Origin of the sequence: Gardnerella sp. DNF00497B, assembly GCF_049262725.1 — a bacterium.
Taxonomy (GTDB): Bacteria; Actinomycetota; Actinomycetes; order Actinomycetales; family Bifidobacteriaceae; genus Bifidobacterium; species Bifidobacterium leopoldii.
On record NZ_CP058400.1, the window covers coordinates 1,126,826 to 1,139,614 of the forward strand.

Sequence of the window (12,789 nt, forward strand, 5' to 3'; positions counted from 1 at the left end):
TCGAGTAGAATATTTGTATTAAAAAATATTTTTATTAAGAAGATGCGCTAAACTCGCATATAAAGACGTGTAAAATACGTATAAATACTCATAAAATACGTACAAATACGTGCAGATACGAAACGTATAAAAATAAAAACTGTAAATTATGCAACACGTGGCACGAGAAGGATACGCTCATGAATGACGATGCAATTCACCAATGGCTCATTGAATGCTTTGGGCCAATACAAGGAGAAGAAGCATGGAAACAACTTGATCAGCTTCCTTTTGAGCTACGCGAACAACTCTTAAATCAGAATCCAGATAAGCTTCCTAAACCAGACGAAGTTCGCGGAATGATGCAAGCTTTTAGTGCAGGCGGTCTTAATAATCCATACGAAATGGAAGCAACACTTGAAGAAGGGCCAATTAATCGCAAGTTAGCGCAATCTATTGCTCTACAGCACGCTAATGGCGATCAAGGAAATGTAAATGCAGACGTAGCAGATGCCACACGAAGAGCTTTAAGCCAAGCGAACTTGTGGCTAGATATAACGTGCAATTTCAATCCTGCTCCTGGAACGCCAGAAGTATTATCTAGAGCTGATTGGGTAGAAAAAACGCTGGAAGCTTGGGTTAAATTCGCTAATCCTGTTGCAAAATCAGTAAACGAAGCACTCACTTCTGTTATTGAAGAGCGATTCCGCGATGTGGATGATGCTGAAGTAAAAGGATTATTTGCAGGAGTTGTGCCAATTCCGCTGCCTGAAGGAATGAATAATCCAGCGCAACTAATGAAACTGCTTGGAAACACTTCGTTTGCTATGCAACTAGGTCAAGCAGCTGGAGCACTTTCACACGAAGTGCACGGCAGTTTTGATCAAGGTCTTGCGCTTTTACAAAATCCTGCAGGCGGATTAATTCCATATAATTGCATTGAGTATGCAAAAGTGTGGGAATTGGATATTACAGAAGTCATGAATTATTTGGCTTTGCGAGAAGCTGCACACGCAAGATTATTTGCATCCGTGCCATGGCTTATGCCACGATTTGAAGCGCTGATTATTAAGTACGCAAACGGAATAAACATTGACTTAGAAGCTATGGAAGAACAGCTTCGCGACGTGGAAACAATGAATCCGGAAGCAATTTCAGGAGCTGTTAATTTGCAAAATATTGGCAGCAATGATTCTGAAGAGCAGCGTCAAGCTTTGCACAGTTTGGAAACTTTGCTTGCACTTGTTGAAGGTTGGGTTGATTGCGTCACATGGCAGTCTGGAATGGCTCATATTGTGCACATTGAGCAGTTGCGAGAGATGATGCGTCGCGAGCGAGCTGCGGGAGGGCCTGCAGAAGTGACGTTTGAATCGTTACTTGGTTTGCACTTGCGCCCTCGCCGTATGCGTGAAGCATCACAATTGTGGGAAAAGTTGACTCGCGAGCGCGGTATTGAAGAGCGAGATAGCTTGTGGAGTCATCCAGATTTGTTGCCAACTTTGCCGGAAGCTAGCGAAGTTACGAAAGACGCTGGCGTTGGTAATGCAGGTGACGGTGCTGGTAACGAAAGTAAAGCTGGTGACGAAGTTACGAAAGAATCCGATGCGGAGGATGCAACGGAAGCTGCTGCAAAAAATGCAACAGAAACTCAGTCTAATCAAACTAATGAAGCAACTGAAAAAACTAGCGAAAGTCACGAAAGTGCGGACAATTACGAAAGTAACAAAAATACTGCTAACGCTATCGAAAATGCGCCTAACGAAAAATCGTTTGAAAAATTAACAGAAGACGATTTAGGCACAAATGATTGGGATGCTGAACTTAGCAAGCTTTTGGAAGAGGATGCGCGCCAAAAGAAGCAAAACAGCGAAACCGGCGACGAAACCGGCAATTCCGACGAAACTGATGCTGACGGCGAATAAAACTCCTGCCCCAACAACAATCCAGCTAAATAATCGACATCAACGCTCAAAACGGCATAAACTGTGCAACTATGTAAAATTTATGCCGCTTTCACGCCAAAAAAACGGCATAAACTGTGCAATTGTGTAAAGAAAAAGTCGGTTGCAAGCCAAAAAACGGCATAAACTGTGCACGAGCGTAAAATTTATGCCGCGAGATTAAGCAAGAAAGCGGCTAGGCACGCGATTCATGCCAGTTCCACTGTCTTTTCTAGAAGCGTAAGAAAGATGCAAAGTCTTTTCTGCGCGAGTTATTGCAACGTACATAAGTCTGCGCTCTTCTTCCAAGGCACTGTCATCAGCCGTAGAGCCAAAAGGAATAAGCCCTTCAGAACAGCCAATTACGTAAACATGCGCAAACTCTAAACCTTTAACAGCATGAATAGTTGAAACAGTAACAGTTGAAATATTAGAAGATGCAAAAACGTCAGAAATACCTTGAGCACCATAGCTTTGTGCATCCTCTAAAACATTTCGCTGCCACCCCACGTCTTTTCTCACGCGATACGGAAGTTTTGCTGCTTTTAACGCTTTACAAACTACTTGCTGTTGAGCATTGGTTCTCGTTAGTATTGCGCACTCCCCAAGATGCGCAGCACCGCTTTTTACAAGTTTTGCAATTTGCTCAACCACGCCCAAAGCTTCTTCAACATCGGTGGCAAAAACTTGCTGACTAACGCGAACACCACCTTTCGTTACAGCTTTAACTTTTACGTAATCCTTTTTATGTGCAGAAGCAGCAAGCACTCTATTAGCAAGACCTACGATGCGTTCTGTGGAGCGGTAGTCAGTATTCAAACTAATATCTGCACCAAGAGGCGCAAATTCTTGCGGAAATGAAAGCAAATAGTAACTATTCGCACCTGCAAACGAGTAGATTGTTTGCGCAGGATCGCCCACTACGCAAATATCGCGGTTCTGCCCCATCCATAATCGCAACAATTCATGCTGTAAAGGAGACACATCCTGATATTCATCAACTGTGATCCATCCGATTGATTGCTTAATACGGTTTGCAGCTTCCGGAAAATTTCGTAAAATATGGCAGCAGAGTAGAAGAATATCGTTAAAATCGATGCAAGTATGCGCATTTTTTTCGGTTTCGTAAGCTTCATATATATCGACAAATTGCTGCGGCTCTAAGCCTGCAGGAGGCAAACGATGCGTAGAAGCGCACACACGCAAGTAATCGTCAGGCGCAATAAGCGAAACTTTCGCCCAATTAATTTCTGCCAAAATATCGCGAGTTTGCAACAAAGTCATATCCGCAAAATCTGGATAACGTTTAAGCGCAGAAGCTATGATTTGCTGAGAATCATTCATAATTGATGGAAATTGTGCTGAACAGACGTCGTTCCACACGCTGCGAATTTGTTGCAAAGCCGCAGAATGAAATGTTGAGACGCATCCAACATTACTTACACCAAGAGCCTCAATACGCGATCTCATTTCCGCAGCTGCTTTTACAGAAAAAGTAACTGCCAAAACTCTTTCAGGATCCCACTTACCAGTAGCGCAAGCATACGCAATTCTGCGCGTAATAGTGCGCGTTTTACCAGCTCCTGCACAAGCTATAATGCGCACAGGCCCTTCTAGCGCGGTAGCAGCTTCGCGTTGCGAATCATCCAACCCGTCTAAAAGCGCTCCTGGAGAAGTCACTTGCGAAGTTTTAGACGTCACTTGCGAAGTCACTTGCGAAGTTTCTGGTGAAGAATTCATAATTCTATTGTTGCAGCAATAACAACGCTTACGCAACAAGAATAAAAATATGTGTATAACTTACAAAAAATTGGCAAAATTTCGGTGCTTTGTATTACTGTGGGAGTGTGACACAACTCAGTAGATTCAAGTTGGCAGCACTGGCATCTGCAGCCATGCCCGAAGTACAGTTTGCAGGAACGCGCCAAAGTGAGCAAGTTAATGCCACTGATACCGCGGCTGGAATTTCTCACGCCGTTGTGCAAGATATTTCCGGTAAACTTTACGACGTTTTTATCAGTGCGGATAGTAAAGGTCGCAAGCGTTTGCATGACCGGGCTCGTGCAGCATGGACTCTTGAGCACAGTAAAGATTTGGCAGCTTTGGGATTCGCTTACGACACTATGCTCACGTTTATGCCAGGAAAACGCGAAGATGCCAATAATAACACTGGAAATGTTGCAAATAATGTAACCGCTGGAAATTCTACAGTTGCTGGCACCCAGCAATATGCGCAAAAGCAATCTACTCAACAGCAATCTACACGAATGTCAAACATTATTGCCAACGACAACGATGAAGACACTGTGCTTATTTGTGAACATCTTGAAGGTAGCGCTCGCGACTTGCGTCTTCTTACTACCGACGATTGCGCAAATGTTGGAACTGCAATCGGCGCTATTCATCGCTTGCGCCCTACTTTCGTGACGCGCGGAAAATACCCTGCTTTTACTACTGGTCAAATTCGAGCACAGTTAACCGGTTGGATTAAAAGACTTCGTCAAGCCGGCCATATTCCAACCGAAATTACTGACAGTTGGTCGAGAGTGTTGGAAACTGAAGGATTGTGGTCATTTGAAACTTGCCCAGTACACGGCGGTTTTATGGATGGTGACATTTTATTTACCGGCTCAACGATTACTGCTGTAACAAATTGGCAAAGAATGCAAATTAACGATCCTGCGCGCGATTTGGCTTGGATTTTTGCAAAACTTAACGAACAGCGCCGAAACGCAGTGCTTTCTGCATACGGCAGAATTATGGGTTCTCGTTTAGATAGTTTGATTATGCTCCGCGCAAACTTGTGGCTACAAATGGAACAAGTTGGCGATTTTGTTCAAGCTTTGCAACGTGCAGATAACACCAGTATTATGCGTTTTAAGGCTCAAGTTGAACGTTTAGCGCACGAGCTTAGTCGTATTAGTAATGCACAAACTGCTAAAACTGGTCGTGCCGCAGGAAATCCTGCCTCGACTATTACAGTTGGAACGCTTCTTGAAAATGACAATACGCAAAGTCGCCAAATTTCTAAGAATAATTCTACTGAAAACCAACTAAACACTGGAAATAGCGACGAAACTAATGAGCGAGACATTACTTCAGAAGGAAATACTGAATTAAATAACGCTCAAGACGAGACTTACGATAGCAACAAAACTATAAGCGACGATACTCATGAGCGCAAAGTTCAATATGCTGGCACACACGCAGCTAACGCTGAGGAGGCTGAAAAAGCAGCACAACTCGCTGATGACACAGCAACTCAAGTAATTACTCATGTAAAAACTCAAACAGTACACGAAACCGCAGAAACTATTGTGCAAACTGCAATGAGTAAATCTGCTGATAGCTATGCTAGTGATGAGCCTGAAAGCGTCAATAACGCTGGTAGCGCTGAGGAAGCTAAGGACACCAAGAACAACAATGATTCTGAGGTTAAGGATAAAGTTATAGCTGAGCGTGACAGTAAGGTCGATAGTGCAAACGAGACTTCTTCTGACTCAAATACTTCTTCTGACTCAAAACTTTCTGAAGATGAAGAAAAAAATATGCAAGACTATGACGATAAACCAGAAACCGTAATCATTCCTCTTCTGGAACGTGAAGAACGAGCGATGCGCGACGCACAAGCAGACTTAGACTAAGATAAATAAAATACTAAATACTAATTAAAACGATAAATAGCGTAAAAAGCAAAAGGAGCATGTATGCGAGTTGTTTTAGGAGTAAAAAACGTTTCTGATTCCATCGATTTTGAAACCAACCAAAGCGCAGAAGAAGTACGCAAAGTGATTGATGATTCCAAAGATATGCTTGAGTTTACGGACGTAAATGGGCGCACTATTATGGTCTCAGCTTCGTCGCTGTCTTACGCACTCATCGGCGATACGCCAAAGCATTCAGTAGGCTTCGGAGCCCTCAACTAAAATAGCGGAATTTCGCTAAAAACGGCAGAAACTCTACAGCAACATTTTAGAGCTTATAGCCGCGCAAGAGTATTTCCGATACTACTTCGCGGCTTGTTGTTTCTTCGCCCAAACGATTTGGCTTACCATAGCCATGCCAATCCGAGCCGCCCGTCACAAGCAAATCGCACTTACTCGCTAAAGAAAGCAGTCTTTCACGCTGTGCTTTAGAATTTCCGCGATGATACACTTCTAAACCGTCAAGACCAGCTTTAACAAACGATATAATTTGATCGTCCGAAAGAAGCACGCGGTTACGCGTAGGATCAGCAGGATGCGCAATAACAACAACTCCCCCAGCATCTTTAACAGCCTCAATAACTTCACGAACATTTGGAGAAGGAGTTGGTATATAGTACGGGCTACACGGAGAAATAGGCCCAGCAAAAGCCTCAGAACGCGTTTTATAAACGCCAGCTTTTACTAAAGCATCAGCGATATGCGGCCGCCCGATTGTAGTTAAGTCACCGAGCTTCGCTTGAGCTAAAACGTCATCCCAAGTAATTGGAAAATCGCGTGACATACATTCAACCATATGCTTTGTGCGATCAAAACGACGCTTCCTAGTAAGCTCAAACATGCTCACAATCATGCTATTTTGCGGATTGTACTGGTATGCGAGCATGTGCACAAACACGCCTGAGTCTTGCGCGGTAATCTCCGAACCAAATAATACTGGCATATTCGAAGCCTTAGCAGCCTCTTGAAAATCATGCCATCCTGCAGTTGTGTCGTGATCGGTAATAGCAACACCTTGCAAACCAACGATTTTAGCTTGCGTAATTAAATCTTCTGGAGTTGCAGTACCGTCTGAATAAACAGTATGACAGTGCAAATCCCAGCGTTCGCGCGCAAAATTCATCATGCTGGAGTTGCTATCGCTAGCATGATTTGATGCGTCGTGTTGGTTGTTGCTTATTGCGGTCATATAATCATCGTAAACTGTGCCATGTAACGAGAAATGAATATGCACACATAATTATTTGCTATTATTTATTATTATTCACATCATTCGCAATTAGTAACTTTTAGGAGCAGCAATGGAGCAAACTAACGCCGCTAAAGAAGACTATGAAACAACACTTAGCGGATGGAGGCACTCTGCAGTATGGACGTATGGCATTATGCTATTTTTCTCTGCGGTAGCACTCGTAACTTCGCTTATACTTTCTGCTGAAACCCTTGCTTTAGCACGCGAACCTAATAAGCTGCTCAGTTGCGACTTCAACAGCGTAGTATCCTGCTCTAGAGTTGCGCAAACTTGGCAGGCAGAAATTGTGAAATTTGGCGAATTAAGCTTCCCAAACGCATTCTTTGGAATTGCTGCAGAAAGCGTATTCGTAACGCTCGCAGTTATTGGAATGATTCGCGTACGTGTGCCGCGATGGTTTGCAATTTGCACTTGGCTTGGTGGATTATGCGCACTTGCCTACGCTTACTGGCTGTTTTCGCAATCTATGTTCGTAATTCACGCGTTGTGCCCGTGGTGCATTGTGCTTATGTTCTCCACAACAATGCAATTTATATCGTTGACTCACGCAAGCGTAAGTTCGCAAAAATTGCTTGTTAAGCGTTTTAGCTTGGTTGAAAGCTACTACCGTTTGCGATACGACTTGCTCATAGACGTGCTTTGGATTGCGGCATTGCTTACTTTGATTTTGTGCCAATATTCTAAAGTATTTTTTGGCTGAATAAGAGCGATTTTTAGCGCAAAGTCTTAACGCAAGATTTTAACGCAAGTCTTTCAGCACAAGCTCTTCGCAAGTTGCTGCATGCGCAAGCTTGTATCCGAATTAGTAAGAGTTATGCTGCCTTCTTGAGAATCGCTTGCAAGCTCATTATTAAGTTCCAATATTTTGCGCAAATGATTAATAGTTCCTTCGTTGCCGTCAACAATATTCGTGCGCGCAGGCAAAAACTCGCGGAAATAATCCCTATAAAACACAAAATGAGTACAACCCAGCACAACCGAATCAATACTGTCTAAATCATACTCGTCGAAATACTTATGAAGAGCAGCAAAAACTACATCACGATCATTAAGCTCCCCACGCTCAACAATACGCACTAAATCAGGACAAGGCTGCGAAAAAATCGTGTTATTTTGCGAAAAACGTTGCAGCAAATCCGCAAACTTGCGCTCGCGAAGAGTAAGCGGAGTTGCAGCTACGATTACGCGCTGAGACTCACCTTTACCTAAATCGCAAGCTAATTTAAGCGCCGGCTCCATACCTATGATAGGTATATTGTAATGCGCGCGCAAATCGTTCACAGCTGCGGAAGTGGCGGTGTTACAAGCAATTACGATGGCTTTTACATTTAAACGAACAAAATGCTCGACGATTGCAAAGCTCAGCTTTTTAACTTCTTCAGGCGTTTTAATGCCGTATGGCGCGTTTGCAGAATCGCCGAAATAAACAATTCGCTCATGCGGAAGAGCAGCATGCAACTGACGAGCTACGGAAATGCCTCCAAGCCCCGAATCAAAAACGCCAATTGCTGCCGACGATGCCATAAACTACCTCCTAAAAACGCTTACTATCGTAATGGCGAGCCTCAACATATATAGCGCAGCAATAACAAAAACGTGCCGACGTATTATTGAAATACACCGGCACGTTTTGTTTAGTTAGCTAGCTGTTAGTTGTGTTTTACGCGCGCTTAACAGTTACGCTAAGATCAGTTGCGCTAGAATCAGCCTCAACAACCTCGAAGCTCGTAGCCAAAGTCTCCTCCGCAATCAAATCACGGAACTGCTCAACTTTAGCAACGTCCGAAACTGGCACACTCAAAGTCAAAGCGATTCGGTCACTAATATCCAAACCGTTCTCCTTACGAGCATCCTGAACAGCGCGAATAGCATCGCGAGCATAACCTTCAGCAAGCAAATCGCTAGTCAAAGCAGTGTCGAGCATAACGAAACCGCCAGTTGGCATTGCAGCAGAAGCCGTATTTTGAGCCGCTTGAGCATCCGAAGATTCAACGCGATTCACAAGCTCATACTCGCCCTCAACAAGCGCAACTTCGCCGTTTGGAGTCTGAACAACAGGAGCGCCAGAGCCGTCAACATGCCAATCACCACTCTTAGAAGACTTAATAGCAAACTGCACTTGCTTACCCAAACGAGGACCAGCCGCGCGCGCGTTCACCTTAAGCTCGTGAACAATCTTCAAACCGTGTTCGCTTGCATCCTGCAACGTGCAGAATGTAACATTCTTCACGTTAAGCTCACGCTCAAGAACCTGCTCGTAAGGCTCAACAGCGGCAGTATTTTCTGCAACAACAGTCAAGTTTGCTAACGGCTGGCGCACACGCAACTGTTCCGCCTTACGCAACGAAAGCGCAGAAGACACAACCTCGCGAACCTTATCCATAGCAGCAACCAAAGCATCGTCGTGCGCAAGAACAGCGCCAAGCTCAGTGACTTCGCCAGCCTTAGGATTTGGCTCACCATCCGAAAGAGTCTCAGGCTCAACCAAATAAGGCCAATCAGCCAAATGCACGGATTCGCCACCGGTAAGACCGCGCCACACAGCCTCAGCTTCCATAGGAGCAAGAGGAGCAATCGTACGCATGAACACTTCCAACACAGTGTAAAGCGTGTTGAAAGCAGTCTCGTCTTCATTCCAGAAGCGGTCACGGCTGCCACGAATATACCAATTCGTAAGCACGTCAATAAAATCGCCAACTGCCGCGCAAGCATCGCTAATCGCAAACTCGTTCAAGCACTTTTCTACGCGCTCAACAAGCAAACGCGTGCGAGCAAGCAAATAACGATCCATATTGCAAAGTCCTGCAACCTCATCCGCGCGAAGGCGACGAGCATCGTAACCCTTACCACCGTTTGCAGCGTTCGCATACAGCGTGAAGAAGTAATACGAGCTCCAAACTGGAAGCATAACCTGACGAACAGTATCCCTAATGCCGTCTGCAGTCACAATCAAATTGCCACCGCGCAAAATTGGCGAAGACATGAGGAACCAGCGCATTGCGTCCGAACCGTATTCGTTGAAAACGCCGTTCACATCCGGGTAATTGCGCAAATGCTTACTCATCTTCTGGCCATCGGAACCAAGCACAATGCCGTGGCAAATCACGTTCTTATAAGCCGGGCGGTCGAATAGAGCCGTAGCCATAATGTGAAGCGTGTAGAACCAGCCGCGAGTCTGACCAATGTATTCAACGATGTAATCGCATGGGAAGTGATCTTCGAAGAATTCTTTATTTTCAAAAGGATAATGGAACTGCGCGAAAGGCATGGAACCGGACTCAAACCAGCAGTCGAGAACGTCCGTAATACGGTGCATTTGCGACTTTCCAGTAGGATCATCCGGATTTGGACGAGTAAGACGATCGATATACGGGCGGTGCATATTCACATTGCCATCGTCGTCGCGCGGATAGTCGCCAAAATCAGTCTTAAGCTCTTCCAAAGAGCCGTACACGTCTACGCGAGGATACTTTGGATCGTCACTCACCCACACTGGAATTGGCGAACCCCAGAAACGATTACGGCTAATCGACCAATCGCGAGCGTTAGAAAGCCACTTACCAAACTGGCCATCCTTAACGTTTCCAGGAATCCAATTAATCTCCTGATTAAGCTCAAGCAAGCGCTTCTTAATCTTCGTAACAGACACAAACCAGCTAGAAACAGGCTTATAAATAAGCGGAGTTGCGCAACGCCAGCAATGAGGATAGCTGTGCACGTAGCTTTTTTCTTGGAATAGCAACGCGCGCTGATCTTCCGGCATTTGAGCAAGCGGACCGTCTCCTGCACGCAAGTTACGCAAAATTGGCAAGTTCGCGTCGAAAACGTACAAGCCTTCGTAATCTGGGCAGTCGCTTGTAAACTTGCAGCCTGCGTCGAGCACGTCAACGCTGCGAATTTCGTGCGCGTTAAGCGTGTTCATATCGTCCTCGCCGTAAGGAGCCTGGTGAACGAGACCAGTACCTTCAGCGGTGTCAACATAATCTGCAGTGAAAATCGTAAAAGCGTTAGGACCAGGAGTGCCACCCTCTGCGAGTGCAGATTCGCTTGCAAAGTATGGGAATACTGGGTAGTAGCGCCAACCAGCCATCTGCGCGCCCTTAAGTTCGCGCACAACTTCGTAATTTTCGCCAAGTTCCTTAGTGTAGGAGCCGAGCAAAGGCTTACCGATGTAGAACTTTTTGCCTGCGAACTTGCCTTCAGTTGGGCGAACTTCCACGTAGTCGATGTCTGCGCCGACTACGATTGCGAAGTTGGTTGGCACGGTCCAAGGAGTAGTGGTCCAGAAGACTGCGTAAGCGTCGGCTTCGTCGCGAAGCTTAACGGCAACGGAAACGGTGGTGTCCTGACGATTCTGGTAAACGTCTGCATCCATGCGAAGCTCGTGCGCGCTAAGTGGAGTCTGATCCTTCGGGCAGTATGGAAGCACGCGGTAGCCCTTGTAAGCCAAGCCCTTATCGTAAAGCTGCTTAAATGCCCACATTACGGATTCCATGTATGGAATGTTCAGCGTCTTGTAGCCGCGCTCGAAATCAACCCAGCGAGCCTGACGATGTACGTAGTTTTGCCACTCGTTCGTGTACTTTAAAACGCTGGCACGGCAAGCATCGTTAAACTTCGCGATGCCCATTTTTTCGATTTGCTCAACTGACTCGATGCCGAGTTCCTTCTGCGCTTCTAACTCTGCAGGAAGACCGTGAGTATCCCAACCAAAAACGCGGTTTACTTTGCGGCCGCGCATAGTCTGATAGCGCGGAACGACGTCTTTTGCGTAGCCTGTGAGCAGGTGGCCGTAGTGAGGAAGACCGTTTGCGAATGGAGGGCCATCGAAGAACACGAACTCGTTCTGGCTACCCTTGCCGGACGGGCGGTATTCGATTGACTTGCGGAAAGTGTTGTTTGCATCCCAGTATTGGAGAACGGATTCTTCAAGCTTTGGGAAGGAAGGATTTGGTGCAACTTGCGCGCCGGCGTTTTCTTGCGTTGATGCAGAAACACTTACCTTTGGGTATACGTGATTTGCAGACGTATTTTCGGAAGTATTTGCGGACGTATTTTCGGACGCGTTTGCTGCTGGATTAGTGGATTCGCTCACTGTGCTCTCCTCGCTCAACAGGGTGAATATTTCCCTGCGAGGACGACAGTTATTGCCGCGGTACCACCTCGCTTGCTATAAGATGATTATGCAACGCAAGTTACGTAGGTTACGTGCGTAACGCAAGTACGCAACGCAATCGAACTATTCTCATAGCCTCTCGTGTTTGGCTGTACGGGCCAACCCCGTCGGTTCTAATAAGCGAGAATCTTACGAACACTCGCCGTTCTTCCGAAAACTCCCCGCCGATAACGGATCATCGCTTAAGTTAGAAATAATCTAACACTATCCCCTAACATTAGGAAGGATTTCGCAACTCGCTAATAATACGAACAAAGCAAACAAGTAATAAAAGTGCCCCGGATCAGAATCGAACTGACGACACCCACTTTAGGAGAGTGGTGCTCTATCCACTGAGCTACCGAGGCAACAAATGGCAATTATACACCATGGCGTGCCACTGCGGCGCGCGCTCAAGATTCAAGATTCGACTGCGTGCCGGCTGTAGCCGCCGTTGCCGACTGCTCCGCTTGTGCCGCGTCCAACTTAGCGCGAACAGTGGCAAGCAAACCTTGCGCGCGCTTTGCCAACGCCTCGCCAATCTCCCACTGACGCATGGACTGGTCAAGCGTCAAACCGCCAGCTTCCAACGCTTGAACCGCCTGAACCAGCTTTTCGCGAGCTTCTTCGTACGGCATCGCCTCAATCGCAGCGCGCTCTTCTTTCGTAAGAGTGCTTGCAAATTCTGTGCTTTCGTTACTTTCTGCCGCTACTTCTTCCGCTTTTTTCGTTACTTTCTCGCTCATATCTAACCTTTCG

9 protein-coding genes and 1 tRNA gene are annotated in these 12,789 nt (G+C 45.9%); 4 read left to right on the forward strand and 6 right to left on the reverse strand.

Annotated features, from left to right (window positions below; all coding sequences use genetic code 11):
• Positions 1 to 179 precede the first annotated feature (179 nt).
• Positions 180 to 1,901 (forward strand): zinc-dependent metalloprotease, encoded by a 1,722-nt coding sequence (locus HXT26_RS04290; RefSeq protein WP_422111934.1) that lies wholly within the window; start codon positions 180 to 182, stop codon positions 1,899 to 1,901.
• Between the two features lie 198 nt (positions 1,902 to 2,099).
• Here the strand turns inward: HXT26_RS04290 and HXT26_RS04295 are convergent, their stop codons facing one another.
• Positions 2,100 to 3,659 carry an ATP-dependent helicase gene (locus HXT26_RS04295; protein WP_410294644.1) on the reverse strand — a complete coding sequence of 520 codons (1,560 nt, stop codon included), beginning with the start codon at positions 3,657 to 3,659 and terminating at the stop codon, positions 2,100 to 2,102.
• 155 nt (positions 3,660 to 3,814) lie between these two features.
• Here HXT26_RS04295 and HXT26_RS04300 point away from each other — a divergent pair, with 155 nt between their 5' ends.
• Complete coding sequence (locus HXT26_RS04300) at positions 3,815 to 5,563, forward strand: phosphotransferase (RefSeq protein ID WP_422111935.1); 1,749 nt, start codon at positions 3,815 to 3,817, stop codon at positions 5,561 to 5,563.
• Between the two features lie 63 nt (positions 5,564 to 5,626).
• Positions 5,627 to 5,845, forward strand: coding sequence for a DUF3107 domain-containing protein (locus HXT26_RS04305; protein WP_004573894.1), 219 nt, complete (start codon positions 5,627 to 5,629; stop codon positions 5,843 to 5,845).
• A gap of 46 nt (positions 5,846 to 5,891) precedes the next feature.
• On the opposite strand, the gene HXT26_RS04310 is transcribed toward HXT26_RS04305, so the two are convergent.
• A complete protein-coding gene (locus HXT26_RS04310) occupies positions 5,892 to 6,812 on the reverse strand; it encodes a PHP domain-containing protein (protein ID WP_422111936.1) in 921 nt (306 codons plus the stop codon).
• Between the two features lie 112 nt (positions 6,813 to 6,924).
• On the opposite strand from HXT26_RS04310, the gene HXT26_RS04315 reads away from it, so the two are divergent.
• Positions 6,925 to 7,575: a vitamin K epoxide reductase family protein gene (locus HXT26_RS04315; protein ID WP_101885943.1), complete on the forward strand. Its 651-nt coding sequence runs from the start codon at positions 6,925 to 6,927 to the stop codon at positions 7,573 to 7,575.
• Positions 7,576 to 7,628: 53 nt separating this feature from the next.
• Here the strand turns inward: HXT26_RS04315 and murI are convergent, their stop codons facing one another.
• The 4 genes from murI to HXT26_RS04335 form a co-directional block, all read right to left on the reverse strand.
• Complete coding sequence (gene murI, locus HXT26_RS04320) at positions 7,629 to 8,399, reverse strand: glutamate racemase (protein WP_422111937.1); 771 nt, start codon at positions 8,397 to 8,399, stop codon at positions 7,629 to 7,631.
• 136 nt (positions 8,400 to 8,535) lie between these two features.
• A complete protein-coding gene (ileS, locus tag HXT26_RS04325) occupies positions 8,536 to 11,970 on the reverse strand; it encodes a mupirocin-resistant isoleucine--tRNA ligase (protein ID WP_422111938.1) in 3,435 nt (1,144 codons plus the stop codon).
• Between the two features lie 355 nt (positions 11,971 to 12,325).
• Positions 12,326 to 12,398 (reverse strand) — tRNA-Arg (locus tag HXT26_RS04330).
• A gap of 45 nt (positions 12,399 to 12,443) precedes the next feature.
• The gene (locus HXT26_RS04335) at positions 12,444 to 12,776 is read right to left on the reverse strand and encodes an exodeoxyribonuclease VII small subunit (protein ID WP_116971402.1); all 333 of its coding nucleotides are present in this window, start codon (positions 12,774 to 12,776) and stop codon (positions 12,444 to 12,446) included.
• Positions 12,777 to 12,789 lie beyond the last annotated feature (13 nt).

Coding starts and splice junctions, on each gene's coding strand:
- HXT26_RS04290 (WP_422111934.1), top strand. CDS start 180: ATGAATGACGATGCAATTCACCAATGGCTCATTGAATGCTTTGGGCCA.
- HXT26_RS04295 (WP_410294644.1), bottom strand. CDS start 3,659: ATGAATTCTTCACCAGAAACTTCGCAAGTGACTTCGCAAGTGACGTCT.
- HXT26_RS04300 (WP_422111935.1), top strand. CDS start 3,815: ATGCCCGAAGTACAGTTTGCAGGAACGCGCCAAAGTGAGCAAGTTAAT.
- HXT26_RS04305 (WP_004573894.1), top strand. CDS start 5,627: ATGCGAGTTGTTTTAGGAGTAAAAAACGTTTCTGATTCCATCGATTTT.
- HXT26_RS04310 (WP_422111936.1), bottom strand. CDS start 6,812: ATGACCGCAATAAGCAACAACCAACACGACGCATCAAATCATGCTAGC.
- HXT26_RS04315 (WP_101885943.1), top strand. CDS start 6,925: ATGGAGCAAACTAACGCCGCTAAAGAAGACTATGAAACAACACTTAGC.
- murI (WP_422111937.1), bottom strand. CDS start 8,399: ATGGCATCGTCGGCAGCAATTGGCGTTTTTGATTCGGGGCTTGGAGGC.
- HXT26_RS04335 (WP_116971402.1), bottom strand. CDS start 12,776: ATGAGCGAGAAAGTAACGAAAAAAGCGGAAGAAGTAGCGGCAGAAAGT.